The organism is Nocardiopsis sp. NPDC006832, from assembly GCF_040635885.1.
GTDB lineage: Bacteria > Actinomycetota > Actinomycetes > Streptosporangiales > Streptosporangiaceae > Nocardiopsis.
Genome location: NZ_JBEYLC010000005.1, coordinates 80,719 through 107,161, shown reverse-complemented (window position 1 = coordinate 107,161; position 26,443 = coordinate 80,719). Strand labels below are relative to the sequence as shown.

21 protein-coding genes are annotated in these 26,443 nt (G+C 68.6%); 10 read left to right on the top strand and 11 right to left on the bottom strand.

The window, feature by feature from the left end; translation table 11 throughout:
* Positions 1-10: 10 nt before the first annotated feature.
* Positions 11-2,566, bottom strand: coding sequence for an FxSxx-COOH system tetratricopeptide repeat protein (gene fxsT, locus ABZ717_RS04145; protein WP_358505286.1), 2,556 nt, complete (start codon positions 2,564-2,566; stop codon positions 11-13).
* A gap of 259 nt (positions 2,567-2,825) precedes the next feature.
* Here fxsT and fxsA point away from each other — a divergent pair, with 259 nt between their 5' ends.
* Positions 2,826-2,999, top strand: coding sequence for an FxSxx-COOH cyclophane-containing RiPP peptide (gene fxsA, locus ABZ717_RS04140; protein WP_358505283.1), 174 nt, complete (start codon positions 2,826-2,828; stop codon positions 2,997-2,999).
* A 252-nt stretch (positions 3,000-3,251) separates the two neighbouring features.
* Positions 3,252-4,958, top strand: a complete 1,707-nt coding sequence (locus tag ABZ717_RS04135) for an ATP-binding protein (RefSeq protein WP_358505280.1) — start codon at positions 3,252-3,254, stop codon at positions 4,956-4,958.
* Positions 4,959-5,361: 403 nt separating this feature from the next.
* On the opposite strand, the gene ABZ717_RS04130 is transcribed toward ABZ717_RS04135, so the two are convergent.
* Positions 5,362-6,798: an MFS transporter gene (locus ABZ717_RS04130; protein WP_358505277.1), complete on the bottom strand. Its 1,437-nt coding sequence runs from the start codon at positions 6,796-6,798 to the stop codon at positions 5,362-5,364.
* A gap of 340 nt (positions 6,799-7,138) precedes the next feature.
* Here ABZ717_RS04130 and ABZ717_RS04125 point away from each other — a divergent pair, with 340 nt between their 5' ends.
* The gene (locus tag ABZ717_RS04125) at positions 7,139-7,588 is read left to right on the top strand and encodes a pyridoxamine 5'-phosphate oxidase family protein (RefSeq protein ID WP_358505274.1); all 450 of its coding nucleotides are present in this window, start codon (positions 7,139-7,141) and stop codon (positions 7,586-7,588) included.
* A 45-nt stretch (positions 7,589-7,633) separates the two neighbouring features.
* Here the strand turns inward: ABZ717_RS04125 and ABZ717_RS04120 are convergent, their stop codons facing one another.
* From ABZ717_RS04120 to ABZ717_RS04085, 8 genes are all read right to left on the bottom strand, one after another.
* Positions 7,634-8,758 carry an AAA family ATPase gene (locus tag ABZ717_RS04120; RefSeq protein WP_358505271.1) on the bottom strand — a complete coding sequence of 375 codons (1,125 nt, stop codon included), beginning with the start codon at positions 8,756-8,758 and terminating at the stop codon, positions 7,634-7,636.
* Positions 8,742-9,527, bottom strand: coding sequence for an RNA ligase family protein (locus ABZ717_RS04115; RefSeq protein ID WP_358505268.1), 786 nt, complete (start codon positions 9,525-9,527; stop codon positions 8,742-8,744). The genes ABZ717_RS04120 and ABZ717_RS04115 overlap by 17 nt, the downstream gene beginning before the upstream one ends.
* Before the next feature lie 103 nt (positions 9,528-9,630).
* Positions 9,631-10,836 (bottom strand): DUF2786 domain-containing protein, encoded by a 1,206-nt coding sequence (locus ABZ717_RS04110; RefSeq protein ID WP_358505438.1) that lies wholly within the window; start codon positions 10,834-10,836, stop codon positions 9,631-9,633.
* Between the two features lie 156 nt (positions 10,837-10,992).
* On the bottom strand, positions 10,993-11,784 hold the full coding sequence (locus tag ABZ717_RS04105; protein ID WP_358505265.1) for an SAM-dependent methyltransferase: 792 nt from the start codon (positions 11,782-11,784) through the stop codon (positions 10,993-10,995).
* Positions 11,785-11,988: 204 nt separating this feature from the next.
* The gene (locus ABZ717_RS04100; protein ID WP_358505262.1) at positions 11,989-13,158 is read right to left on the bottom strand and encodes an acetylhydrolase; all 1,170 of its coding nucleotides are present in this window, start codon (positions 13,156-13,158) and stop codon (positions 11,989-11,991) included.
* A gap of 162 nt (positions 13,159-13,320) precedes the next feature.
* Entirely contained in the window at positions 13,321-13,965 is a 645-nt protein-coding gene (locus ABZ717_RS04095; protein WP_358505259.1) for a lactate utilization protein C, read from the bottom strand.
* On the bottom strand, positions 13,965-15,392 hold the full coding sequence (locus tag ABZ717_RS04090) for a lactate utilization protein B (protein ID WP_358505256.1): 1,428 nt from the start codon (positions 15,390-15,392) through the stop codon (positions 13,965-13,967). Before ABZ717_RS04090 ends, ABZ717_RS04095 begins: the two co-directional genes overlap by 1 nt.
* On the bottom strand, positions 15,389-16,129 hold the full coding sequence (locus ABZ717_RS04085) for a (Fe-S)-binding protein (protein WP_358505253.1): 741 nt from the start codon (positions 16,127-16,129) through the stop codon (positions 15,389-15,391). The genes ABZ717_RS04090 and ABZ717_RS04085 overlap by 4 nt, the downstream gene beginning before the upstream one ends.
* A gap of 159 nt (positions 16,130-16,288) precedes the next feature.
* On the opposite strand from ABZ717_RS04085, the gene ABZ717_RS04080 reads away from it, so the two are divergent.
* Positions 16,289-17,065, top strand: coding sequence for a FadR/GntR family transcriptional regulator (locus tag ABZ717_RS04080; RefSeq protein ID WP_358505250.1), 777 nt, complete (start codon positions 16,289-16,291; stop codon positions 17,063-17,065).
* Positions 17,066-17,108: 43 nt separating this feature from the next.
* On the opposite strand, the gene ABZ717_RS04075 is transcribed toward ABZ717_RS04080, so the two are convergent.
* Positions 17,109-17,432 carry a hypothetical protein gene (locus ABZ717_RS04075; protein ID WP_358505247.1) on the bottom strand — a complete coding sequence of 108 codons (324 nt, stop codon included), beginning with the start codon at positions 17,430-17,432 and terminating at the stop codon, positions 17,109-17,111.
* A 164-nt stretch (positions 17,433-17,596) separates the two neighbouring features.
* On the opposite strand from ABZ717_RS04075, the gene ABZ717_RS04070 reads away from it, so the two are divergent.
* The 6 genes from ABZ717_RS04070 (at position 17,597) to ABZ717_RS04045 (ending at position 26,440) form a co-directional block, all read left to right on the top strand.
* Entirely contained in the window at positions 17,597-18,466 is an 870-nt protein-coding gene (locus tag ABZ717_RS04070; RefSeq protein WP_358505245.1) for an ion transporter, read from the top strand.
* A 142-nt stretch (positions 18,467-18,608) separates the two neighbouring features.
* Entirely contained in the window at positions 18,609-20,297 is a 1,689-nt protein-coding gene (pgi, locus tag ABZ717_RS04065) for a glucose-6-phosphate isomerase (RefSeq protein ID WP_358505242.1), read from the top strand.
* A 179-nt stretch (positions 20,298-20,476) separates the two neighbouring features.
* Complete coding sequence (locus ABZ717_RS04060; protein WP_358505239.1) at positions 20,477-21,502, top strand: ABC transporter permease; 1,026 nt, start codon at positions 20,477-20,479, stop codon at positions 21,500-21,502.
* 93 nt (positions 21,503-21,595) lie between these two features.
* The gene (locus ABZ717_RS04055; protein ID WP_358505237.1) at positions 21,596-23,410 is read left to right on the top strand and encodes an ABC transporter substrate-binding protein; all 1,815 of its coding nucleotides are present in this window, start codon (positions 21,596-21,598) and stop codon (positions 23,408-23,410) included.
* A gap of 195 nt (positions 23,411-23,605) precedes the next feature.
* Positions 23,606-24,619 carry an ABC transporter permease gene (locus ABZ717_RS04050; protein WP_358505234.1) on the top strand — a complete coding sequence of 338 codons (1,014 nt, stop codon included), beginning with the start codon at positions 23,606-23,608 and terminating at the stop codon, positions 24,617-24,619.
* Positions 24,620-24,634: 15 nt separating this feature from the next.
* Positions 24,635-26,440, top strand: coding sequence for an ABC transporter ATP-binding protein (locus ABZ717_RS04045; protein ID WP_358505232.1), 1,806 nt, complete (start codon positions 24,635-24,637; stop codon positions 26,438-26,440).
* The last annotated feature ends 3 nt before the right edge of the window (positions 26,441-26,443 follow it).

Genomic DNA, 26,443 nt, shown 5'->3' with positions numbered 1-26,443 from the left:
TGTGCCGGCCTCACAACAGGGGCGGGTCGAAGTCGGCGACCAGACGGCGGTTCTCCTCGCACGCGCCGGTGAAGGGGTGTTCACGGCCCAGGGCGCGTACATAGGCGTCGTAGGTGTGGTCGGACAGTTCCTTGGCCTCCGTCGACTTCTTCTCTGCTCGCAGGTCCAGCACCAGGTTGGAGGCGCAGGCCAGGCTGTTGGGGTGTTCCTCTCCCACCAACTCGCGGTAGCGACGCAGTGTCCCCTGGCCGAGCCGGGCGGCGTTGTCGGTGTCGCCCAACGCCGCCAGGTCGCCGGCCAGGTTGGTGGCGGCGGCCAGCGTGTAGTGGTGGTTGCGGCCCAGTCGGGCCTCCAAGGCGATCAGCGCGCTCTCGTTCATCGACCGGGCTCGCTCCGGGTCACCCAACAGCCTGTACAGGAGTGCCACGTTGCTGGTGCATCCGTGCTTGTAGGGGTGGTCATGGCCATAGGCCTGGGCGTAGCGCAGGTCGGTGTCCTCGGCCAGTTCCAACGCGCCGTCCAGTTCCCCGGTCATCCGCCACAGGTTGGCCAGGCACATCGCCGCGGCCAGGGTGCTGGGGTGGTGGATACCGTGCAGACGCAGGTAACGGGAATGGGCGTCCTGGCCCAGGTCGAGGGCTTCCTCGACCTCCCCGGACAGGCGGCGGGCGATGGCCAGGTCCACCTGGGTGCGCAGGGTGCGAGGGTCCTCCACCCCCAACTGGTCGCGACCGTAGGCCAGGGCGTCTTCGCCCAGGTCGCATGCTTCCGTGTAGTCCCCGGACAGGCGCACCGCCTGTGCCAGCGCGTTCCAGTAGGCGAGCAGAACCGGTGAGCCGCCGGTCGGACCGACCCGCTTGAACAACATGTAGGAACGTTCGTGCCTGGCCTGGGAGCCGCCGAAGTCACTGGTCAACGCGTGGTCCAGGGCGAGGTTGTTCAGAGCCCGCAGGGTGGCGGGGTCGTTGGGGCCGAAGGCCTCCTCGTACTGGCGCAGTACCTCCTCGTCGTGTTCGCGGGCCTTCCAGAAGTCACCGCGGGCACGGTAATCGGCACCGCGGCCGGAGAGCACCGAGAGTGTGTCGGAGTGGTTCGCGCCCAGAACCCGTGTCATCGAGGGAAGGATCGCCCGGTTGATGTCCTGGGCTTCGGTGAACCTGCCCAGGTCGCGCAGCCGGTTGGCGTACTTGGCCTGGGCCCGCAGTACGTGCGGATCCTCGTTGCCCGAGTCGGCGCTCCACTTCTCGATGAACCCTTGTGCGTGCTCGCTCGCGGTCTCGTAGTTGCCCGAGGTGTACAGGAAGTCGAGCATGTTCAACCCGAACTCCCGCACCTGCGGGATGGCGGACTCGGCGACCCGCGCCGGACGCATGTGGGAGAGCAACTCCAGGTAGCGGGCCTGGGAGGCGGGATCGGTGAAGTTCTTGGGGGCCGCGGCGCTGAGCAGCGACCACACCTCCAGTCGGATCTCCTCCTGGGTCTGTTCGTCCAGTTCCTCGCGTACCAGCGCCTGGATCAGCCGGTGCACCTGGACGGTGCGGTTGGAGTTGTCCAGACGGACCAACGCGTACCGTCCCAACTGGCCGATGGCCTTGCTGAGACGGATCGGGTCGGACATCAGCTGTGCCATCTCCGGGCGCACCCTGCCCTCGTCCACGGGGAAGAACAGGTCCCTCGGGATCGGCTCGGGTCCGAAGAAGGCGCAGCACCGCAGGAGTTCCATCGCCTCGGGCAGGTTCTCCTGCAGCTTGGCCACCGACAACTGCCAGGCCGCCGTCATGGGCTGGGGGTACTCGGGCGGCTTGCCCTCCCGGAGCAGGGGACCGGTCCGTTCCGACAACAACCCCAGGTACTCCCCGACCGACATCCCGGTCTCGGACTGCAGCGCACCCGCCTGTTCCAGGGCCAAGGGCAGATGCCCCAACGCCTCGGCCAGCTCGGTGGCCTCGTCGCCGCTGATGCCCCGAGGGATGCGCTTCTTGAGGAACTCCACGCTCTCGTGCTCGGCGAAGACGTTCACGGGGACGGTCTCGGCCACCCCGCCCCACCGGTGGTTGCGCGTGGTGATGAGGACGTGTCCGGGACCTTGGGGGATGACGTCGTTGAGCTCTTCGGGCTCGTCGGCGTTGTCGAAGATGAGCAACCACCGAGAGTAGGGATCACCCTTGCGCAACGCCTCCAGGACCCCGTTGGCGGCCTCCTCCACACCGGTGACGGCGGGCCCCGCCAGTTCCAGGTGCGGCGCCAGGTGAGCCAAGGAGGAGCGGACCAGGCCGGGCTGGTCGGCCATCACCCACCACACCAGGTCGTACTCGTCCCGGAACCGGTGCGCGTACTCCACCGCCATGAGCGTCTTGCCCACGCCGCCGTACCCGTGAAGGGTCCGAGGCACCACCGGCTCGGGGGTGGGTACGACCGCGGTCACCTGGTTGAGCAGGCCAGCGCGTAGTTCGTTGAGTTGTTCGGTGCGTCCGGTGAAGTTCTTGTGGCGCGGTGGAACCCTGCCCCACACCTCCGGGAATCGGCTCCTGCCCTGGCCGGGAAAACGCCCCTGGGAAGTGGTCACTCGGTGTCCTCCGTTTTCACATAGGCCTCACCAGGCTCCCTATTTCTCACACTGTGGAAAAGCCCTGGTGTTGTGTTGTGTCGTTGGAAGTCGCTCGGGAATCACGTGTGAAAACTCAGCGTAGGCGATGATGTTAGTCGGCGACAGGTGTGTGGTAAGAACTCCCTACGACAACCGGTTCGAATGATCACGTGAAAGGGCGGTCCCCACCGTCCTTTCACGGTGGGCTGTCGAAAGACGGTGACACGGAGGGAAGGACATGGCGGAACACGAGTTCGGCGGCGGCACCGCCCTGGTCGACGTCGGCGGGCTGTCCCTGCACGACCTCGACGGAATCAGGGATTCGGTGATCGCGGAGGCCCTGCGCTCGGTACTCGACCCGAGGGAGGCCGGCGCCGAGGTGGTCGCCGGGTTCGTCAACGACCCGGAATGAGAAAACGGGGTATCGGTCACGGGCGCGGACTTCATCCGTGCCCGTTGTCGTCACCCGATCGACAACCATGATTATGTCGCGCTCGTGTTGGGCAAGTTCTCCAGAGAAGCGCGGACACGTTCCATGGTCGGATACAGCCTAAAAGCCACAGGAATGTCGCCGGGGCTCGAAAGAGCGCCTGGTTCGTGGCACTATGGACAGCGCTGTTTCGCGCCAGAACCGTCCTTGTTCTCGCCGGCCGGGAGCCCTTCCATGACACGAGCCGTCCTCGGGCGCGCACACGGTCCCTTCGTCGGGTTGCGCCACTATCTGGCCCGGGACCGCCCGCTCTTCCTCGGCCGAGACGAGGAGACCGAGGCGGTGGCGCGGGCCTGGACCGGGCACCGCCTCACGGTGCTGCACGGCGACAGCGGCGTCGGCAAGACCTCCTTGGTACGGGCCGGCGCGGCTCCCGCTCTGGCCGACCAGGGCCACATGGTGCTGCCCATCGGAGACCTGCGCTTCGACCCCGTTTTCCCCTCCGCGGTGCTACCCGCCCAGAACCCCTACACCCGGGCCCTGCTGGCGGTGTGGAGCCCGGACGAATTCCCCACCCACGTGCCGGGCACCTCGCTCATCGACTTCCTGCGCGCCCGCACCGAAACCGACCGCTACGGTCGCTCTCGCCCCATGTTCGCCGTATTGGACCAGACCGAGCTCCTCCTGCGTCGCTCGCCCGTACCCGAGCGGTGGCGCAAGGACTTCCTGGAGGAACTCTTCGGCGCCCTGGAGGCCCGCGAGGACCTGCATCTGCTGGTGACCGTGCGCAGCGGACACCTCGACGAACTGCGCCGACTCGTCGACAAACGCGAGGTCGAGCACGCCGAGGTCGCACTGGGACCCTTCACCCCGGACACCGCCCGCTCCGTGGTGGCGGGCTGCCTGGCCACGGTGGGATCGCGGATCGGGCCGATGGAACCCGGGCGGCTGGTGGAGGAGGCGCGCACCATCCGCACCTCCGGCGGACGCCCCGACCACCGCACCAAGGACGTCGAACCGGCGCTCGTGCAGTTGCTGGGCCTCACCCTGTGGGAGGAGGCGGCGGAGCAACAGACCACCCTCGTCCCCGAAGACGACACCGAGATCGACCGGGCCCTCACCGAACGTCTGGCCGGGCTCTTGGAGGAATCGGCGGCCGAACACCTGGTCCCACCCGATGTCCCACAGGCCTGGCTGCGCAGACTCGTGGCCTCCGGAGACCGAGGCCCGACCGGCTCCTCGCACGTCGACCCCAACGGCCCCCTGACCCTCGGCATCGTCCACACCCTGGAGGATCGGCGGTTGGTCACCACCCATACCGAGGGCACCACCTGGGTCCTGCGCCACCCCCGCCTGGCCCGACCCCTCATGGGCCTGGCCATGTCCCCCTACGCCCGGGAGATGCGCGCCTGGGGGGAGCAGGACCGGCTGAGTGTGGCGATCAGCGCGCGCACCCGAGGGGAGTTCGTGCTGTCCGCCGAGCACTCCACGCAGGCATTGCGGTCCCGCCCCGCGCCCGGCCCGGGGACACACGCGCTCTTCACCACCCTGTCGGCCGACCTGGCCTTCGAACGAGGCGAACTCCGGGACGCGGCCGAGTACTACGCCGAGGCGGCTCGAACCCGGGAGTCCATCGGTGAGGGCGCCGCGGTGCTCCGCCTTCTGGTGGCCGAGGCGCGCAGCAGGCTCCTGTGCGGAGAACGCGCGAGCGCCCTGAACCTGGTCTCCGCCATCACCGGTCGTGTGCACGGTGACCCCAGTCTGCGGGCCGGTATCGGCCAGGTGCTGTGGCTGGCGGGACAGCCGGAGGCCGCCTTGGACGAGTTAGAGGGTGCCCTTCGGGGCGGAGGTGGTGTCTCCGAGGCGCGGCGTACGCGCGATGAGATCCGAGACGTCGAAGCCAAGGAACAGATGCCCCCGCGACACCGATGGAGGGGGTGAGGAGTGGACCCGACCGTTCTGGTGGCGCTGATCACCGGCGTGGTGACGGCGACCAGCACCCTGGGGGCCACGGCCCTGGCCGCCTGGCGGGCCGAGACGGTGGAGCGATGGCGCGCCGAGCACAATCTCGACTTGGAGCGGGAACGACGGGCGAACGAACGCGAGCGCGCACGCGTACGGGAGGTTCGGCAACGCCTGGAGGACGTTCGCCACGGGGTGCACCGGCTCGACCAGAGCATGCGGCAGATCGGCGCGCTGCGCAGACTCGGACCTCCGGGAGAGGGTGGGAACGACCTGGCCGAGGAGGTGCGCGAGTGCCGAGGACACCTGTACGAGGCGGTGATCGCCGTCGAACGTGTGCGCGACCTGGTGCCGACGAGCGAACAGGAGGGGGTCGACAGGCTCAGGGACGCGGTGGACAGGACCCTGGGCCACGTCCAGGCACGGCCGGATCCGGATGGGGGAGCGGAGCCGGTTCATCGTGAGCTGATGGAGGGGCTTCGGGAGCTCGCGGAGGTGTTCGGGCGGGGCGGGCATGATCTGGTACCCGCTGCGCCTGAGGAACCAGTGTGACGGTCAACGCGACGGACCCGGCGATGACCACCACCAAAAGCAGGGTGGTGTGCACGCCCAGGTGTTCCAACGCGTAGCCCCCGGCCAACAACCCCAGGGGCAGGGCGGCACCGGTGAGGAACCGCAGGGTGCCGGTGAGCCGACCCAACATCCGGGAAGGGACGTGGGCGGTGTGGTAGGTGGTCACGGTGACGTTCATGTGCGCGCCGACGAACCCGATCCCGCCCCAGATCAGCGGCAGGACCACCGTCGTCCAGTCGGGGCCGGCCCGGTCGGCGCTCAGCAGCACCACGGTCAGCACCAGCCACGCCCACGTGCACACCCGCACCATGCGGGCCGGGTTCAGCCGGCGGACCAGGTAAGGCGCGGCGATCGCGCCCAGCAGGCCGCCCGCCCCGGTCGCGGCCAGCACCAGCCCCAGAACGAATGGTGAGATGCCCTCTTGGCTGGTCATCAGCATGATGACCAGCCACACCACCTGGAACAGGGCGTTGGTGACCGTGCACACCATCAGTGAGAGCAGCAGGAAACGATCACCGCGTACCAGGACGAACCCCCCGGCGAGTTCACGGGCCAACCCGATGGCCCTGGATCCGCGTCGACGATCGCGGCGATCACGGTGGGCTCGTCGATTTCGCACCGGTGCGCTCTGTTGGCGCATGGGGGGAAGCAGCAGCGTGGCCCACAGCGACAGCAGGCACACCAGGACGTCGAACAACGCGGGCAGCCCATGCGCCAGCCCGTACAGGGCCCCGCCCAGAGGACGCCCGAGCATCTGGGTGGCGTCGTTGCGCGCCTCGTTCTTGGCGGCGGCCCCTGCCAGTTCCTCGTGTGGGACCAGATGGGGGACGGCGGCGGCGCCCGCGGTGGAGTGCAGGGTTCCGCACACCCCGTGTAGGGCCGAGGCGAGGGCGAGGATCACCACGGGGGCGTCCAGTACCAGGACGGGGGCGACGAACAGGGCCACGCACAGGATGCGCCCGATGAGACCGGCGATCATGACGCTGCGGGGGTCGTGTCGGTCGACCACCAATCCGACCGGGATGTGCAGCAGGGTCCGGGGAACCATCCCCGCCGCCGCGATCCATCCGGCCAGGGAGGGAGAGCCTGTGTGGAACAGTGCCAGGAGCGGGATGGCCAACCCGAACGTCATGGTGCCGAGGCCGGACAGGGCAACGCCGCTCCACAGCAGGGCGAAACGGCGACGCCAATTGACGATCGCCCGTGACGGAGCGGTCTCACCATTGAGTTGGTCTGTGCTGGACATCGCTATCCGTGCCGGTGGTTGAACGGTGTGGCCCAAAAGACCCGAAAAGGACGTTCAGGTGATAAACGCAAATTCGGCACGTGCTGTGTGGTCGAGCCTGTGGTGCCCCGGCCGCGTGATCGACGCCGTTCTCCAAGACAGCGATCATCGTAGCGGGAAAGAATTCACCTTGCCCGTGGTTGTAGAACGTGTGGCGCCGGGTGGCAAGGGGGGAAATCGTGATGTGTCGAATTTTTCCCGCGGTTTTGATTCTGTTCGAGCCGAACACGGGTGCGGTCGGTTGACCTGAACCAGGGTCGAGGTCCTAGCCTCCTCCGGTGAACCGAAACGAAGGAGAGCCGTGACCGGTGATGGCGCCCCGAACCTGGCCCCCACACCCCGAAACGTCCTGCGACGCTTGGCGGGCGAGCGCAACGTCTGGCTGTGCACCCTGCGCGCGGACGGCTCCCCGCACTTGGTGCCCGTGTGGTTCGTCCACCTGCGCGAACGCTGGTGGATCGGGGCCTCGACCCGCTCGGTGAAGGTCCGCAACGCATTGCGCGACCCCAGGGTGAGCCTGGCTCTGGAGGATGGTGACCGGCCCGTCGTGGCCCAGGGGCGGGCGACCGTGCGCGAGGACTTCCCCGACGATGTGCTCGCCGCCTTCGAGGAGCGCTACGGCTGGGATCCCCGCACACCCTACGGAGCCGACCCACGCCGATCCCTGCTGGAGGTCGGCGTCACCCGCTGGCTGATGGCCGGTGCCGCCCCCGAGAGCACTCCGTCGGGGACGGCGCCGGACAGCTTCTGAACCCCGACCGATCTCGCCGCGGACGGGTTCGGAGCCGTCGCGGGCTCACGCCGTCGCGTCGTGCACGACCCGGTGGGCCTCGGTCGGATCGGGCGTCTCCCACTTGTGGACCAGACGTCGCATCGCGGCGGTCGGAACAGGGGACGGCCGCCGCGCCATCCGCTCCCGTAGAACCCGGGGCGGGGCCTCCAACGCCATGATCTCCACCCGCGCCCCGTAGTCGGCCGCCAAACCCACGGACCTGTCGCGTAGGTCGCGCGAGACGTGCGTGGCGTTCCAGACGAAGGAACGCCCGGCGCGCAGGTGCTCACGGGCGCGTTCGGTGGCCGCCACGGCGACCGGGCGCTGGTCGGCGGTGGCGGGGATCCCCAGCTCGGCACGGAGCGCGTCCAGACTCACCACGGGCAGATCGGGGCGGTTTTCACCGATCCAGTGGTCCTTGCCCGCACCGGGCAACCCCGACATCACCGTCACGGTGAGCCGGGTGTCGTCGTGGGCGGCGTAATCGGGGTCGCGGTCGGGCTTGCGGAAGAACCAGAACCGGGCATGGTCGGAGGGGAAGTCGCGCGGGCCGTCCAGACAACGCTGCTCTGCGCAGTACTCGGTGTACAGGTCGATGTTCTCCAGCACCTCGGCGGTGTCCCCGCAACAGCGGCCCAAGATGTCGGCGGTGGCCAGCAGCACCAGGTCGTCGTTGCGCGCGGTGAGGCTCACCCGGAACACGATATTGCGCAGGTCGGGGCGTTCTAGGGCCCAGAACGGCACCTGGTGGTGGCGAACCAGGGACGCCACGTGCTCGCGCCAACCGATCGGCGCCCCCGCCTCCCACAGGATGCGGCGCACCATGAGGTCCCCCCGGCGCGAGTGCCCGTGGGCGGTGACACGCCCCTCCCCGTCCCGTCGCGTGCACACGGGCTTGGCCACGTCGTGCAGGAGTACCGCGGCGAACAGGCGCACCCGCTCCGACTCCGGTCTGGCCCGCCACGCGGGCAGCTCGGCCAGCGCCTCACAGGCCATACGGGTGTGCACCTCCACATCGCCTTCGGCGTGATGCACGGGGTCCTGCTCGACCCCGTCCAGGTCGCGCACCCACCCGAAAGCGTCCCGTACGGCGCTCCAATCCAGATCCCAGTGCGGGGGAGCGGGACACAGGTCAGCGAACTCCCGCATAGAGCACCTCCGGGTCGGCCAGGGCGTTGGCGATGAGGGGACGGTCCATCCAGTGGCCGCCCGAATCCGCGAGGGCGGAGGTGAACCCCGAACGCACCCACTTGTACCGGTCGACGGTCAGGTCACCCTCCTCGACCTTGACGTACAGGCCCTCCATGAGGTCGGAGGCGTCGGTCTCGGTCAGCGCCCGCGCGGGGTCGACGCCACCGGCCACCGCCGCCTCGGACAGGATCTCGCGCCAGACTCCACTGCGGTAGAGCGAGGGGCCCACCAACGCGGTGAGTGCGTCGAGGGACGCGATCGGACCCTCATGAAGCACCGGTACCGACACCACCGGGGTACCCGCCAACAACTCACGTCGGCGTCGTGTGGAAAGGAAAGCGTCTTCCACGGTGTCCAGCACGTCGAACTCGCAGAAGTAGTGGGGGAGCGTGTCATAGAACACCGTGTGCTTGGCGTACAGCCACTCCCCGTACAGCACGTAGCGCTCACCCAACCGGGGCCACAACGTCGGGGCCACGGTCGCCGCCCAGGCCTTGAACGGGCCGAACTGGCGCTCGCGTGGACCACCGGTCAGGTAGTGGCCCCGGCTCTGCAACCGCAGTTCACCGCCAGGGCCGAAACCGATCCCCGCGTTGGCCCCGTCGAGTTTCTCCTCCACCACGAGGTGCCGCCCGCGCAGCACGTCGAAGGGCGCCGCGGCCAGGTCGTGGTCGCCGGCCTGAAGCCGCGACCCACGAATGTGCCGGGTGCGGGGGTACTTGTGCATACCGAGGTTCTACCGGTGACGGTCTCCCCGAAGCCACCGGTTTTCCCACGACAGGGGGCCGGCCGGAACCCGGCCGCTCCGGATCCCGGTCGGACCGAGGGACTCAGCGGGTGACACCGCTGCGGGTTCCCAGGGACGCGGCGTCGGCGGCGGCCCTGCCCTCATACCACCCGTCGGGGTCGGCGGGGCCCCGTACCCGCGAGGTGGTCAACGCGCCGAAAGCCTCGTCCACGGCGGCCTCCACCGCGCTCTCCCGCGCGGCGAACACCCGAACCAGGTCGGTGCCGGTCTCGGCGCCGACCGCCTCCTCGGTCGCTCGTGCGGACTCGGTGAGCCGTTCACCGACCCGCACGGCGAACGCCGCCATGAACGAGGCCCGGTAGTCCTTGCGTGCTCCACGCCCGGACCTGTCCCGAGCCGATCCGCTCACCCGCATGGCCTTTTCCGCCTGGACCAACAACGACGTGTAGAGCAGGTCCACCGCCTCCACGTCGCCGGGAAAACCCATCACGGTGCTCAGACCCAGCTCGCGGTGCCACACGGCACGACAGTGGTTGGCCTCGGCCACCTCGTTGAGCAGCACGGCACGGTGCTCGTCGTAGGGGGAGTCCACCGGAAGCCTGCGCGCGGAGGCGGCGTCCGGTTCCTCGGGATCGGCCTCCACCAAGGCCAGGTCGATGCTGTGCCGGGCCATCATCTCCTGGGCTCGGGCGGTCAGTGCCTCGGCCTCTTCGGGGAACTCGGTGGACTCGGCCTTGGCCAGCAACGCCCGAACCCGCTGCAATCGACCCTGGTCCACGGCCGCCGGGGCCCGGGTGCCGGGCCGGAACGTCCCGGGCGGTGGGCCCAGACGACGCATCGGTGGAAGGGTGCGCAGGATCGCCAGCAGCCGCAGCACCACCTCGACCGCCTCGAACCGCATCAGCCCGTGCTCGGCGGACAGGTGGTCCAGATGTCGTTCCTCCGACAGGTGGGCGGTGTCCACACCGAGGGCACGCACCTGCTCGGTCCATCGAGGGTCCACGGTGGCGAGGGAATGGCGTTCAAGGTCGACGGTGACGGCGTCGGCGCACACCGCCGCGGCCAACGCGTCCGCCTCACGCCGCACGTGGCGGACGGTTTCGGCGGGTTGCCAACCGCGTGCCCAGGCGTCGGCCACCCCGAACAGCAGGGTGTCGAAGAGCGAGCGCGCGGCAGCCCCCGCCCAGTGGGTGTCCTCCACGTCGGCCAGGCGAGCCGCTGCGAGGTCCACCCCGGACCCTTCGCGGCGACCGACGATGGCGTCGACGGCTTGGCCGATCACCTCCATGGGGGTGTCGTCGGGGGAGGGCCCGGCCCACTCTTGGACGCCCCGGTCGGTGCCGTGTCGGCGACCTTTCCTGCCCACGTGTTCTCCCTGGTCGAAGGGGACCTGAACCGACAGGCCATCCTACCGGCCGGTACGGGTGGGCTTCGTCCGTGGATGTCAGGGCTTGCGGGCCACGCCTCCGTACTGGGCGGCCTCACGGATCTCTCCGACCCGTGACGGGTCGGGACGCCAGTAGGGGAGGGAGACGACGCCGGGCTCCAACAGCTCCAGACCCTCGAAGTAGGCCTCGACCTGCTCGGGGGAGCGCAGGTGGATGGGCAGGGCGGCGTTCTGGTTCCACGCGACGGCCGAGTCGATGATCTGCTGACTGGTGTTCGTGCTGTCGTTCAGCGCCAGGAAGCTCCCCGAGGGCAGCGCGTCCACGTAGGTGCGAACGAGGGCGTAGAGCTCGTCGTCGGCCGGGTAGTGCACGAGGGTGCCCATGAAGGTCAGCGCGATCGGTTGTGTGAAGTCCAGGTGTTCGCGTGCCTGGGCCAGCAACGCTTCGGGCTGGAGCAGGTCGGCGTCGATGTAGTGGGTGCTGCCCTCGGGGGTGCTGGTGAGCAGGGCTCGGGCGTGGGCCAACACCATGGGGTCGTTGTCCACGTAGACGACCTTGGCGTCCGGCGCGGCAGCCTGGGCGACCTGGTGGGTGTTGTTCGCGGTGGGCAACCCGGTCCCGACGTCGAGGAACTGGCGGACACCCTCTTCCTTGGCGAGGTGGGTGATGGAGCGGATGATGAACTGCCGGTCGGCCCGGGCGATCTCCACGATCTCGGGGAAGGCCTGTTCGATCTGCTCGCCCAGTTCACGGTCGACCGGGTAGTGGTCCTTCCCGCCGAGCCAGTAGTTCCATACCCGGGCGGAGTGGGGGACGGTCGAGTCGATGGCGGGGGTGGCGTCGGTCATGGGTTCCCTTCACGGTGGGCCGCCGTGGTGGCGGGGCAGCCGTATTCTCCCCCTGGGAAAGCGGATTCCACAAGGTCGAAAGCCTTACCCCATCGGGCTTTGAGGCTTCTCGCAGGTGGTGCGGCGCGGTGAACGGAAAAAGTGGGGGCGCCGGTACGTCAGGGTCGACGTGCCGGCGCCCCCACCGGCCGGCGGAGAAGGGCCTCACTCTTCCGGGCCCACCTCGACCAGCTCGGGATGGACGCTCTGCGGGTCGTCCAGGATCGGTTGCTCTCCGCCACGCAGGTGGTGGTCGAAGAACCCGGTGGAGTAGTCGCGCGTGAGCCGCACGCCGTGCTCGGGTTCCAGATCACCGAACTGTGCTCGCCACTGTTCCGGGGTGAGGAGTTCGCGCAGCCCCAACCGGTCCATGATCACGCCTCTGTCCAAGGCGTTGGAGTGACCCGAGTCGGTGACGCGGATCCACTGTCGCCAACCGGTCAGCCCCTCCCAACGCTCGTCCCATCCCTCCCAGGGGTTGCCCTGGTCGTTGGCGAGCAGTGCCAGGGGCCGGTTGATCTCACCCTCCAACTGGGAGGCGTAATAGGGCCCGTCCAGGTTGATTCCGGCGGCCACCCGATCCTCGTCCAACATGCTCTGGGCGACCGCGCTGCCTCCCCAGGAATGCCCGATCATGCCCACGGCCCCGGTGTTCAAAGTGGGCGACCATTCCAGGACCTCGCCCCTTTCCAGCTCGTCGAGCAGGAAGGTGACGTCGGCGGCGCGGGTGCGAGCACCCAGATCCCAGTCCTGGGCCTGGCAGCCGACGCACTCCTCGACCAGCCCGTCGGGGAACTCCACCGGGGCGGCCTCGTTCCGGTGGTCGATCCCCGCCACCGCGAATCCGTGCGAGGCCAACTCCGTGGCGAGCGAGGACGCCCACACCCGGGAGAGCCCGGAGCCGGGGGAGAACAACACCAGCGGCAGATCGGCCTCGTCGATGGGAGCGGTGTCCGGTGAGGTGTGCGTGTCCACCTGGATGAGTGACTCGGCGGGGAGGTCGTCCAGGTCGAGTTCGGCCAGGGTCGCCTCGGCCTCCGCCTCGGTCAGGTAAGGCGCCCGCTCCCCGGTGTCGGCCTCGGTCGGATACCACATCGTCACCATGAGTTCCCGGGCGCCGTCGACCCACGGATCCTCGCGCTCGTCGTCCATCAGGTGGAATTCGGTGCCGCCCACCGCGTATTCGCCGGTGGGTTCGGGCAGGGACACCCGGGGCGGAGTCGGGTGTCCTTCCTCGGCACCGGTCAGGACGGCGCTTTCCGCGCCGCAGCCGGCCACGGTGACCAGGCCGAGCACCCCGGCCAGGGCGCCGATCGTTCGTAGGGGGAATGCCATGCGATCCGTCCCTCGTGTCGACTCCGTTTCCGTCAACGCTAGGGATCCGGGGTCGGCTCGCACGAGAGGGCAGAGTGGAGGAGTGGTCGAGGTCGTGCCTCACCCACCGAGGTAAGGCACGCCCTACCTCGACCGCCCCCATCTGCGACGATCGGGCCGCTCTCAGACCCGGGTCTCCACCAACAACACCTCCAAGGTGCGCGGGCCGTGCACGCCCTCCACCCGGTTGAGTTCGATGTCGCTGGTGGCCGAGGGCCCACTGATCCAGGTGAGGGGCCGTGCCGGATCCAACCGACGCACCCCCTCCGGGACCCCGTCGACGACCTGGTCGGTCCGGACCACGCACAGGTGGTAGTCGGGGACCAGGGTCAGCGCCCGGCGGCCCTGGTCGGGGCCCGCGTCCAGGACGATGGTGCCCGTCTCGGCGATGGCCACCGCGCAACCGGTCACCACCCCGTCGGTGGCGTCCAGGTCGGCCGACGACAAGGGGGCGTCGGGCCCATCGCCCACACGTTCCACAGAGGATCCGGCCAGCCACTCCGGTGGCAACCCCGGTGGGACCACCACACGAGCCGCGCCACGCCGTTCCAGCGCAGCCGCGATCCGAACCGGAAGTTCTTCCTCCGGTACCCGCTCCACCAACGCCTTGTAGTCCAACAAACGATCCACCAGTACCTCCAGGGCGTCCCCCTCGAAGTGGCCGTCGGCGTAGGAGCGGCGTTGGTGACGCTCCACCGGCTCGTCGGCGGGCACGTCGGCCAACGCCGCGCGAACCCGCGCCAGTACACGTTCACGGGAGCCGCCCATCACCGGCCTTCCTCTCGTTCGTTCCACCATGAGCGGAAGGAGCCCTTGGGAATGTCGGGGATGTCCCGGGTGTCGGTCCACTTGCCCGCGAGCCCCGGCAGGTGCTCGGGCACCGCGCCGCGCACCACACCGGCCGCGCGCTGGACCGCGTCCAACGCCATCGAGGAACCGAACACCGCCTCTGCGCCCGCCATCATGGCCTTCTCGCCCAGGGGCGCGTCGGTGGACGCCACCTGTTCGCGCAGGTGCACCAGAACCTCGGGGATATCGATGGCCACCGGGCACACGTCGTAGCAGGCCCCGCACAGCGACGACGCGTACGGCAGCGCACGGTCCACCTCCGAGGACATCCCGCGCAGCTGAGGGCTGAGGATCGCACCGATCGGCCCCGGGTAGACCGAACCGTAGGCGTGCCCTCCGGTGCGTTCGTAGACCGGGCAGATGTTCAGGCACGCCGAGCACCGGATGCAGCGCAGCGCCTGGCGCCCCACGGTGTCGGCGAGCACGTCGGTGCGACCGTTGTCCAACAGCACCAGGTGGAAGTCCTGTGGCCCGTCCCCGGGCGTCACCCCTGTCCAGGTCGAGGTGTAGGGGTTCATCCGCTCACCGGTGGAGGAACGCGGCAACAACTGCATGAACACCTCGAGGTCGGACCACGTGGGCACGATCTTCTCGATGCCCACCACCGAGATGAGCGTCTCCGGCATGGTCAGACACATGCGCCCGTTGCCCTCCGACTCCAAGACCACGAGCGTGCCGGTGTCGGCCACCGCGAAGTTGGCGCCCGACACCGCCACCTTCGCGCGCAGGAACAACTCCCGTAGGTGGACCCGGGCGGCCTCGGCCAGCGCCCGCGGGTCATCGGTCAGGCCCTCCGGTGCGGGGACGCCCCACTCGGCCATCTTGTCCAGGAAGATCTCCCGGATCTGCGCACGACCCAGGTGGATGGCCGGCACCAGGATGTGGGACGGCAGGTCCTCGCCCAACTGCACGATCAGCTCGGCCAGGTCGGTCTCGTAGGCGGTGATGCCCGCAGCCTCCAGGGCGTTGTTGAGCTCGATCTCCTGGGTGGCCATCGACTTGACCTTGACCACCTCGGACTCACCGGTCCGTTTCACCAGGCGGGTGACGATCGCGTTGGCCTCGGTGGCGTCGGCCGCCCAGTGAACGGTTCCGCCCGCGCGGCGGACCGACTCCTCCAACTCCTCGAGGTAGTGGTCCAGGTGGCGCAGGGTGTGGGTCTTGATCGCCTCGCCTTCGGCACGCAGGTGCTGCCAGTCGTCGCCCAGTTCACCGACGACGGCGTCGCGTTTGCCGCGGATCGTGTGCGTGGCCTTGTGCAGGTTGTGCCGGGTGCGTGAATCCGCCACGGCGCCGCGGGCCGCCTCGGGAAAGGGCGGCATGCCCAGGAACGTCGCACTGCTCATAGGTTCGCGTACTCCTTCTCCGTGCTCGCCAGGATCTCCGCGATGTGGGTGATCCGCATGCCCGACCGTTGCCGCGACAGCGTTCCGCCGATGTGCATCAGACATGAGTTGTCCACCGCGCACAGCACCTCGGCGCCGGTCTCCACAGCGTGGCGTGCCTTGTCGAATCCCATCGCGGCGGACACGTCGCCGTTCTTGACCGAGAACGTTCCGCCGAATCCGCAGCACTCGGTGGCCCCGGGCAGTTCCAACAACTCAAGGCCGCGTACCGCGCGCAGCAGCCGGTAGGGGCGGTCGCCCAGACCCAGGAACCGCAACCCGTGACAGGTGGGGTGGTAGACCACCTTGTGCGGGTAGTACGCGCCCACGTCGGTCACCTGGAGCACGTCCACGAGGAACTCGGTGAGGTCGTACACGCGAGGTCCCAGGTCGGCCATCTTCCGGGACAGTCGGCTGCCGGTGCGGCCCAGCTTCGGATAGTGGTCCCGCACCATGGCCGCGCACGAGGCGGACGGGACCACGACGGCGTCGGCCCCATCGAAGGTCTGGACGAAGCGCACCGCGAGGCGGGCCGCGGGCCTTCGGTAGCCGGTGTTGTAGTGCATCTGGCCGCAGCAGGTCTGGCCGGCGGGGAAGACCACTTCGTGACCCAGCCGCTCCAGCAACCGCACGACCGCGCGGCCGGTATCGGGGAAGAGCGTGTCGTTGACGCAGGTGATGAACAACGCGATCCGCATGTGCCTCCTTCGTGCCCCATCGGTCCCACTCGATGATGATGCGGGGCTCGACGCCGACGGGGCGCTCGACGCGCCGCGTATACGGGACGCCGAGTGGTCCGACCACTGTGCAGCAACTTGATGCCGTGGGCAAGAGGGGCGATGCGCCGAGCGGATAGGATGTCAGCGTGTTCACAGCGACAAAGGTGGGGGAGACGCGTGGTTGACGGAGTGCGCACGCCGGTCGCGCAGCGGACGGTCGAGCAGATCAAGGCGATGATCTCGACGGGAGAGGTAGGACCTCAACAGCGATTGCCCACGGAACGCGACCTTTCGGCGCGCTTCGGCGTCTCCCGCGGCTCGGTGCGCGAGGCCATCCGCATCCTCACCACACTCGGCGTCCTGGAGGTCCGCCATGGCGCGGGCGTGTACGTCACCGCTTTGCGTCCCGACGACCTCCTGGAGGCCTTCGGGGTCCTCTCGGAGGTCTCCCCTGACCCCACCCTGCTGGAGGTATTGCAGGTGCGGCGGATGATCGAACCCGCCGCCACCGCCATCGCCGCGGCCCGCGCCACCGATGAGGACCTGAAGCGCATCGGCGAGATGCTGGACCGGTTGGAGGACACCGACCGCTCCGCCGAACCGGGCGACTCCGGTGCCTTCGACCTCGGTTTCCACCGCGGGATCGTGGCGTGCGCCGGCAACGCCACCCTGACAGCCGTGCACGCCGGGCTCTCCTCGCCCACCCTCAACGAACGGGTCTGGGCCGGCCACGACGCCGCAGGCATCGCCCGGGACCTGTACGAGGACCACCGGCGCATCCTGGAGGCCCTCCGCGATCGCGACCCCGAGGCCGCGCGGGCGACGGCGACCGCCCACGTCTTGCGGGTGGAACGTTGGCTGCGTTCCCACCTGCGCTCCGTGGGTACCTCGCTCGGGGGCGAACCCGAACGCTGAGGGCCCTTGACACCGAGCCCCACAAGGGGCGTCGAGCGAGCGCTCACCCCTCCAGGCGGCGTTCCACGCGTTCGGCGTACTGTTCGGCGCGCAACAGACGGGACGTCTCCTCGCGGCTCCGAGCCGGCGGGTTCTCATCCTCGGTTCCGGTGGCCTCATCCGGAACCTCCTGACGCGTCTCCGCGTCTATACCGAGTACCTCGTGGTCATCGATCTCCTCGATGTGGTAGTCGTTCGGGTGCTCCTCCAGGTACTCCGCCACGGCGGTGTCCTGGTCCGGGGCTCCCACGTCCATCTCGGCGTCGACGTCGTCGATGTCCTCGGCGTCCCCGCCGGGTTCTCCGGTCGTGTTCGCGGATTCCGTCACAGGCGGCCCCCTCGCCTCGGTTCCCTACATCGATCATGCCCGTTTCCGCCGGTGGGCACCAGTGGGCCGTGTACCGAGGGCGACGAGGATGAATCGAGGCGCAGTGTGCGGCGGTAGGATTTTTCGTCGCCTGTCCGACATGAAGAGACGGAGTTCCCCTCCTAGTGACCGCACGCGAACGGGTCCGATCCCTGGTCGACGCATTCTGGTTCCAGACCGGAGTCATCACCCTCATCCTGATCAACGCCGTCATCCTCGGCTTCGAGACGTCCAAATCGGTGATGGAGGCACACGGTGACCTGCTCACCGGTATCGACAGGGTGATCCTGACCCTGTTCGTCGTCGAGTTGACCCTACGGATCTTCGCGTACCGCAAGGACTTCCTGCGCGACGCCTGGGGCTGGTTCGACGTGATCATCATCGGTATCGCGCTGTTGCCGGCCACCGGACCGTTCGCGGTGCTGCGGGTGCTCCGGGTCCTACGGGTCCTGCGGTTGTTGTCGGTGATACCGACCCTGCGACACGTGGTGGCGGGCCTCTTCCGTGCCCTGCCGGGCATGGTCTCCATCATGGTGCTGGTGGCGCTGCTGCTCTACGTGTCGGCTGTGATGGCCACCAAGCTCTTCGGCGACGACACCCCCCGCTACTTCGGTGACCTGTGGACGTCCCTGTTCACCCTCTTCCAGATCTTCACCGCGGACGGTTGGGGGAACATCGCCAAGGAGGTCATGAAGGCCCAACCCCTGGCATGGGTCTTCTTCGTGGTCTTCGTGCTGGTGTCCACGCTCATCGCGCTCAATTTGTTCATCGCCGTCGCGGTGGAGGCGCTCGACAAGGCGGGACACGAGGAACGCGAGGCCGGCGGTGGGGGCGGCGAGTCGGGCCAGGGCGCGAGGGGACCCGATGGTGGCCCCCAAAGCGGCCCCGACGAGGGGCAACGCCAGATCCTCGCCGAACTGCGGTCCCTGCGCGAGGAGATCGCCCGCCTGCGCGAGCCGCGCAACGACCAGAGCGGTGATCGCAGCCCCGTCTGACCTTCTCCACCCGCACGGTCCACGACGTCGACCCCTTTCGTGGGAAGGTAGGGGCACAGCCACCGATTCCCGGGCGCGGCGCGTGGGCCGGGCGACCGTGGACCCGCGCACACCCGGAGCATGGACGACGAGGAGTCACCGGATGTCTGCCAGCACACCCCTGCCGTCGACCGAGGGCACCGGCGATCAGGCCTGCACTCCGCTGGACCGCAGGGACGAGTGGGTCCGCCTGCGTGAGCACCGCGCCGGGCTGGGCGAGACCCATCTGCGCGGGCTCTTCGCCGACGACCCGAAGCGGGCCGAACGTTACGGCCTCGACGTGGGTTCGCTGCACGTCGACTACTCCAAGAACCTCGTCACCGACCGGACTTTGGGGTTGCTGACCGACCTGGCCGCCGCCACCGGGGTGACCGGGCTGCGCGACGCCATGCTGCGCGGTGAACGCATCAACGTCACCGAGGACCGTGCCGTCCTGCACACCGCTCTGCGCGCGCCCCGAGAGCAGGTCATCCGAGCCGACGGCCGGGACGTGGTCCCCGAGGTGCACGAGGTCTTGGACAAGATGGCGGGCTTCGCCGAGAAGGTGCGCTCGCGCGCCTGGCTCGGGCACACCGGCAGGCCGGTGACCCGCGTGATCAATATCGGTATCGGCGGCTCCGACCTGGGCCCGGCCATGGCCTACGAGGCGCTTCTGCCCTACACCGACCGCGGCCTGGAGTTCCGGTTCGTCTCCAACGTGGACGGCGCCGACCTGAACGAGGCGCTCATCGACGCCGACCCCGAGCACACCCTGTTCGTGGTGGCCTCCAAGACCTTCACCACCATCGAGACCATCACCAACGCCACCGTCGCCCGTGATTGGCTGCTCGAAGGGCTCGGCGCCGGTGACGACGCGATCGCCCGTCACTTCGTGGCCGTGTCCACCAACGCCGAAGAAGTCGCGAAGTTCGGTATCGACACCGCCAACATGTTCGAGTTCTGGGACTGGGTGGGTGGCCGTTACTCCTACGACTCCGCCATCGGCCTCTCCCTCATGGTGGCGATCGGACCGGAGTCCTTCCGGGAGATGCTCGCCGGGTTCCACCTCATGGACACCCACTTCGCCACCGCACCGGTCGAACGCAACCTGCCGTTCCTGCTCGGGCTCCTCGGCGTCTGGTACGGCGGCTTCTTCGACGCCCAGTCGCACGCCGTGCTGCCCTACAGCCACCACATGGCGCGTTTCCCCGCCTACCTGCAACAGCTCGACATGGAGTCGAACGGCAAGTCGGTCCAACGTGACGGGCGTCCCGTCACCTGGCAGACCGGTCCGGTGGTGTGGGGGACCCCCGGCACCAACGGTCAGCACGCCTACTTCCAGCTGTTGCACCAGGGCACCCGTTTCGTTTCGGCCGACCTGATCGGTTTCGCCCGACCGGCCCTCGACCTGGCCGAGTCGCTGGTGCCCCAACACGACCTGCTGATGGCCAACATGTTCGCGCAGGGGCAGGCCCTGGCCTTCGGCCGCACCGAGGAGGAGGTAGCCGCCGAGGGGGTGAGCCCCGAACTGGTGCCGCACCGTTCCTTCTCGGGTGACCGGCCCACCACCACGATCCTCGCCGAACGGCTCGACCCCTCCACCCTGGGTCAGCTCGTGGCCCTCTACGAGCACAAGGTGTTCGTGCAGGGGGCGGTGTGGAACATCAACTCCTTCGACCAGTGGGGGGTCCAGCTCGGCAAGGTCCTGGCCAAGAAGGTGGAGCCCGCGCTCACCGAGGGCGCCGAGGTGCCCGGCCTGGACGCCTCGACCGAAGCGCTGGTCCTTCGCTACCGGGACCTACGCGGCCGCTGACGGCCGAACGGGCGAACCACCGAACAAACGAACCGCTCACGAGGGCTCGGGTCGGGCATTTCCCAAAAGGGGGTGCCCGGCCCGTTCGTCTTCGGCGCGGACACTGGAAACCCTCACGACCACTGATGCACACTCTGCGTGGTGATGTAGTCACTACTGGAGATCGGGGGTGGGGGTACATGACCACACCGATGGACGTGCCCGAGTCGTCCCAACACGCCGACCCGGAAGCCGTCGCGGCGGGTGCCGAGGGTGCCGCCGGCAGATCCCTGCGCCAGATCGCCTGGCGACGCTTCCGCAGGGACAAGGTCGGCATGGCCGGCGGCGTCATCGTCATCCTGCTCATCCTCATCGCGTTGTGCGCGCCGTTGCTCGCAGCCTGGTTCGGTCACCCGCCCAACCAGTTCAACCAGGGGCTCGTCGACCCGCTCACCGGCGGTGTGCTGCGCGACCCCGGCAACACCACCCAAGGACTCGACCCCTGGGGCGGCATCAGCGCCGAACACCTTCTGGGGGTCGAACCCGTCAACGGGCGCGACCTGTTCAGCCGCATCGTCTACGGTGCGCGGACCTCACTGCTGGTCGCCACCGTCGCCACCGTGGTGTGCGTGGTCATCGGTACCGTCCTCGGCATCCTCGCCGGCTACTTCGGTGGTTGGGTCGACACCGTCATCAGCCGCACCATGGACATCTTCCTCGCCTTCCCGCTGCTGCTGTTCGCCATCGCCCTGGTCGGTGTCATCCCCGACGGGGCCTTCGGCCTGGAGGGCAACTACCTGCGCATCGGTGTCCTGGTGTTCATCATCGGGTTCTTCAACTGGCCCTACATCGGCCGCGTCGTGCGCGGACAGACCCTCACCCTCAAGGAACGCGAGTTCGTGGAGGCCTCCCGCAGCCTGGGGTCCGGCAACACCCACATCGTCTTCCGCGAGATCCTGCCCAACCTCATCACCCCGATCCTCGTCTACTCCACCCTGCTGATCCCCACCAACATCCTCTTCGAGGCGGCCCTGAGCTTCCTGGGGGTGGGCATCAACCCGCCCATGGCGACCTGGGGCGGCATGCTGGAGAACGCGCTGCGCTTCTACACCACGTCACCGCACTTCGTGATCGTCCCGGGTCTGGCCATCTTCATCACCGTCCTGGCGTTCAACCTCTTCGGTGACGGTCTGCGCGACGCCTTCGACCCGCGTTCCTCCGACTGAACGACCCCGTCTATGGTCGTCACGGTCGGTACCCACCCACTCACAGGGACGTGCTCCGCACTCCATCACCACCGAATCCCACCAGGAGGCAAGGTGACCACCCATCACTTCACGCGTCAGGGGCCGCCCCGATGGTCCGGCGTGCTCCGACGAATCATGGCGCCCGCCGCGGCCGGCACCGCCCTGGCCCTGGTCCTGTCCGCCTGTGGCGGCGCGGGCGGGGGAGGCGGGGCGGGACAGTCCGACGCCGAGTTCAACGAGGGCGAGACCGCCGTCGTCAACCCCTCCGACGAGACCGGCGGAACCCTGCGCTACGCCATCTCCGCCGACTTCGACTCACCGGACCCGGGCAACACCTACTACGCGTTCGTGTGGAACTTCTCCCGCTACTACGCCCGCACCCTGCTGACCTACACCGAGGCCCCCGGCGAACAGGGCGTGGAGCTCCAGCCCGACCTCGCCGAGGAGATGCCCGAGGGAAACGAGGACTCCACGGAGTGGACGGTCCGCCTCAAGGAGGGCCTGCGCTTCGAGGATGGCTCGGAGATCACCGCCCAGGACGTCAAATACGCCATCGCGCGCAGCAACTTCGGCGACCAGGCACTTCCCAACGGACCCAAGTACTTCCAGGAACTGCTCGCCGACAGCGACGACTACGAGGGCCCCTACGCCAACGAGGACGACCCGCTCGAAGGGTTCGACGGGATCGAGACCCCGGACGACCACACCCTGATCTTCCACCTGAACACGAGCTTCTCGGAGTTCCCGTACGTGCTCATCCAGCCGCAGACCGCGCCGGTGCCCGCCGACGCCGACCGTGGTGAGCAGTACCAGAGCAACGTGGTCTCCTCCGGGCCCTACAAGTTCGACGGAGAGTACCGGCCCGGCGCGTCCCTGAACCTGGTGCGCAACGAGGAGTGGGACCCCGAGACCGACCCGATCCGCAAGGCTCTGCCGGACCGGGTCGAGGTGCAGTTGGGCGTCGACCAGAACGAGATCGACCAGCGTCTGGTCAACGGCGAACTCGACGTCGACCTGGGCGGCACCGGTGTGGGCCCGGCCATGAAGGGCACCCTGATCACCGACGAGGCCGAGCGCCACAACATCGACAACCCGCAGACCAGCACCCTGCGCTACGTCAACGTCAACACCGTCATCGAACCCCTGAACGACCCCGCCTGCCGCGAAGCCATCATGTACGCGGCCGACCGGGACGCCCTGCAGCGCGCCTGGGGTGGCGACACCGGCGGTGACATCGCCACCCAGATCATGCCCACGTCCTTGCCCGGGGCGGACCCGAGCATCGACCTGTACCCGTCCGAGGACAACAAGGGCGACCTGGAGATGGCACAGGAGAAGTTGGAGGAGTGCGGGCAGCCCGACGGGTTCTCCACCTCCATCGGCGCTCGCGCCGACCGCCCCGCCGACGTGAGCACCGCCGAGGCGCTCCAGCAGGCGTTGGCCCGGGTGAACATCGAGACGGAGATCAAGCAGTACCCCTCCGACACCTTCACCAACACCCAGGCGGGTTCCCCGGACTTCGTGCACGACAACGACCTGGGTCTGACCGTCTACGGGTGGGCTCCGGACTGGGCCAGCGGTTACGGCTTCATGAGCAAGATCCTGGACGGTGACTCCATCCAGGAGGCGGGCAACTCCAACATCGCCGAGCTGGACGACGACCAGATCAACGAGTGGTTCGACGAGGTCGTCTCCGAGGAGGACCCCGACGCCAGGGCCTCGATCTACACCCAGATCGATGAGCGGGCCATGGAGCAGGCCGCGATCCTGCCGGCGGTGTTCGAACGTACGGTGCTGTACCGGCCGGCCAACCTGACCAACGTGTACTACCACGCGGGCTACAGCATGTACGACTACATGAGTCTGGGCACCGGCAACACCGACTGACCGGTGTGACGGGTTCGAGGGCGGCGGTCTCCTGGAGGGGCGCCGCCCTCGGCATGCCGGGCGCCCGCGTACACGCCGGTCACTAGCCGTGAACGCCTGGTTTCCGTGGGTTAGTGTTTGGCTTCGGGGGTGGAGTCACCATCGCCCCGGGCCAGGGCCCCGGGGCTCGGGTACCGACGATAGAAAGCACGCGCCATGCTGACCTACATCCTGCGCCGACTGGGCGCCGGGCTGCTGCTCTTGGCCGTGGTCACCATGGTCACCTTCGCCATCTTCTACGTGGTGCCGCGATGGGCGGGCCGCACCACCGAACAACTCGCCACCATGTACGTGGGGCGGGCTCCCACCCCGGAGGCCATCCAGGCCACCATCGAACGGCTGGGGCTGGACCAACCGATCGCCGTGCAGTTCGGCGAGTTCGTCCGCGGTATCTTCTTCGGAGCCCAGTACCGGTTCGGCGGCCAGACCATCGAGTGTGCCGCCCCCTGCTTCGGTTACTCCTTCCAGACCTACCAGGAGGTCTTCCCCGAGATCCTGGCCCGGCTCCCGGTGACCGGGTCGTTGGCCCTGGGCGCCGGCGTCATCTGGCTGGTCGGCGGGATCGCGGTGGGCGTGATCTCCGCGGTGTGGAAGGGCAGCCTCTTCGACCGACTGGCGATGGCGGTGGCCCTGGCCGGGGTGTCGCTGCCGATCTTCTTCACCGGTCTGCTCGCCCTGGCCTTCCTCGTGCATTCCTGGGGTCTGTTCGGGACCCCCGGGTACGTTCCCTTCACCCAGGACCCGTTCGGCTGGGTCCAGGGGCTACTGCTGCCCTGGCTGACACTCGCGTTCCTGCACGCGGCCATGTACGCCCGCCAGACCCGCGCCGGCATGCTGGAGGCGCTCAGCGAGGACTACATCCGCACGGCCCGGGCCAAGGGGCTGAGCGAGAGCAAGGTGGTGCTCAAGCACGCCCTGCGCCCTACCTTGACCCCCATCGTCACCATCTTCGGCCTCGACCTGGGGCTGGTCCTGGGCGGCGCGGTCCTGACCGAACAGGTCTTCTCGTTGAACGGCATCGGTCGGTACGCCGTACAGGCCATCACCCAGAGCGACCTTCCGGTGATCCTCGGCGTGACCCTGTTCGGCGCGTTCTTCATCGTCATCTGCAACCTGATCGTGGACCTGGTGTACCCGCTGATCGACCCGCGTGTGCGCATCCACGGCTGAAGAGAGGCGCCCTACATGAGTGAATCCGCTCCCGCCGCCACGGTCGTGCGCGTGGACGACCTGCGGGTGACGTTCCCGACGATGGACGGTGAGGTCCGCGCGGTGGACGGATTGTCCTTCGAAGTCCCGGCCGGAGGAGGGCTGGGCATCGTGGGCGAGTCGGGTTCGGGCAAGAGCGTGACCTCCCTGGCCCTGATGGGTCTGCACCGGGGCACCCGCGCCGAGATCACCGGCGGGATCGAGGTGGTGGGCAACGACGTGGTGGCCGCCTCCGACAAGCGACTCCGTCGGATGCGCGGCAACGACATCGCGATGGTCTTCCAGGACCCGATGCAGTCGCTGCACCCGCAGTACACGATCGGTAACCAGCTCATCGAGGCGTTGCGGGTGCACCGGTCACAGGTGTCGCGATCGAAGGCGCGCGAGCGGGCGATCGAGTCGCTGGAGCGCGTCGGCATCCCCGAACCGGCCAAACGGATCAACTCCTACCCGCACGAGTTCTCCGGCGGCATGCGTCAACGCGTCCTCATCGCCATGGGGTTGATGTGCGACCCCAAGGTGCTGCTGGCCGACGAACCCACCACCGCGCTGGACGTGACCGTCCAGGCCCAGATCCTGGACCTGCTCGACGAGCTGCGCCGTGACCTGAACATGGGCCTCATTCTCGTCTCACACGACCTGGCCGTCGTGGCCGGTTCGGTGGACGAGGTCGTGGTGATGCGTCACGGCCGGGCGGTGGAACGCGGCGACGTGCGCCACGTGCTGTCCGAACCCGAGCACCCCTACACCCAGGCGTTGCTGGACGCGGTGCCGCGTGTGGAGGTCTCCCGGGCCCAGCGTCGCGCCCGGGACCGCGCCGACCGAAAGGAGCGGGAAAGCGGGGGAAAACCGCCCCGCACCGTGCGGGAGGGGGCCGAGGAACCGGCCGGTGGGGCAACCGCTTTCCCAGCTTTTTCCTCGGCTACCGAGGGCGCCGGCAAGGGCGAGCCGCTGCTTCGGGTGAGCGACCTCTCGCAGAGCTTCAAGGTCCGCGGGGGACTGTTGGGCCGCTCCAGCGACTTCTGGGCGGTCAAGGGGGTGAGCTTCGAGCTGCGCCAGGGCGAGACCCTGGGCATCGTGGGTGAGTCCGGTTCGGGCAAGAGCACCCTCTCCCGCATGATCATGCGTCTGTTGGAGCCCACCGCGGGGACCGTGGAGTTCCAGGGACGCGACATCACCCACCTGCCGGAGCGACGCATGCGCCCGCTGCGCAAGCAGATCCAGATGGTGTTCCAGAACCCCTACTCCTCGCTGAACCCGCGGCTGACCATCGGTGAGAGCATCGGCAGCGCCCTGAAGGTGCAGGGTGAACGCGACGGCAAGAAGATCCGCGTCCGTGTCCAGTCGCTGTTGGAGAGGGTGGGCCTGGAGCCCGAGCACTACAACAGGTTCCCGCACGCGTTCTCCGGTGGTCAGCGTCAGCGCATCGCCATCGCCCGCGCGCTGATCCTCAAGCCCAAGCTGATCATCTGCGACGAGCCGGTCTCCGCGCTGGACGTGTCCACGCAGGACCAAGTGCTGCGTCTGCTCTCGGAGTTGCAGGACGACTTCGGTCTGACCTACATCTTCGTGGCCCACGACCTGGCGGTCGTGCGTCAGGTCAGTGACCGCGTCGCGGTCATGCGCAAGGGCGAGGTGGTGGAGATGGGCGACAGCGACGGCATCTACGAGAACCCGCGGAGCGACTACACCCGGCAGTTGCTCACCGCGGCCCCGGTCCTGGACCCCGACGAGGCCCGCAGGCTGCGCGCCGAACGCGTGCGACAACGCGTCGCCGGCTGAACG

Coding starts and splice junctions, on each gene's coding strand:
- fxsA (WP_358505283.1), top strand. CDS start 2,826: ATGGCGGAACACGAGTTCGGCGGCGGCACCGCCCTGGTCGACGTCGGC.
- ABZ717_RS04135 (WP_358505280.1), top strand. CDS start 3,252: ATGACACGAGCCGTCCTCGGGCGCGCACACGGTCCCTTCGTCGGGTTG.
- ABZ717_RS04130 (WP_358505277.1), bottom strand. CDS start 6,798: ATGTCCAGCACAGACCAACTCAATGGTGAGACCGCTCCGTCACGGGCG.
- ABZ717_RS04120 (WP_358505271.1), bottom strand. CDS start 8,758: ATGCGGGAGTTCGCTGACCTGTGTCCCGCTCCCCCGCACTGGGATCTG.
- ABZ717_RS04115 (WP_358505268.1), bottom strand. CDS start 9,527: ATGCACAAGTACCCCCGCACCCGGCACATTCGTGGGTCGCGGCTTCAG.
- ABZ717_RS04110 (WP_358505438.1), bottom strand. CDS start 10,836: ATGGAGGTGATCGGCCAAGCCGTCGACGCCATCGTCGGTCGCCGCGAA.
- ABZ717_RS04105 (WP_358505265.1), bottom strand. CDS start 11,784: ATGACCGACGCCACCCCCGCCATCGACTCGACCGTCCCCCACTCCGCC.
- ABZ717_RS04100 (WP_358505262.1), bottom strand. CDS start 13,158: ATGGCATTCCCCCTACGAACGATCGGCGCCCTGGCCGGGGTGCTCGGC.
- ABZ717_RS04095 (WP_358505259.1), bottom strand. CDS start 13,965: ATGGGCGGCTCCCGTGAACGTGTACTGGCGCGGGTTCGCGCGGCGTTG.
- ABZ717_RS04090 (WP_358505256.1), bottom strand. CDS start 15,392: ATGAGCAGTGCGACGTTCCTGGGCATGCCGCCCTTTCCCGAGGCGGCC.
- ABZ717_RS04085 (WP_358505253.1), bottom strand. CDS start 16,129: ATGCGGATCGCGTTGTTCATCACCTGCGTCAACGACACGCTCTTCCCC.
- ABZ717_RS04080 (WP_358505250.1), top strand. CDS start 16,289: ATGTCAGCGTGTTCACAGCGACAAAGGTGGGGGAGACGCGTGGTTGAC.
- pgi (WP_358505242.1), top strand. CDS start 18,609: ATGTCTGCCAGCACACCCCTGCCGTCGACCGAGGGCACCGGCGATCAG.
- ABZ717_RS04060 (WP_358505239.1), top strand. CDS start 20,477: ATGACCACACCGATGGACGTGCCCGAGTCGTCCCAACACGCCGACCCG.
- ABZ717_RS04050 (WP_358505234.1), top strand. CDS start 23,606: ATGCTGACCTACATCCTGCGCCGACTGGGCGCCGGGCTGCTGCTCTTG.
- ABZ717_RS04045 (WP_358505232.1), top strand. CDS start 24,635: ATGAGTGAATCCGCTCCCGCCGCCACGGTCGTGCGCGTGGACGACCTG.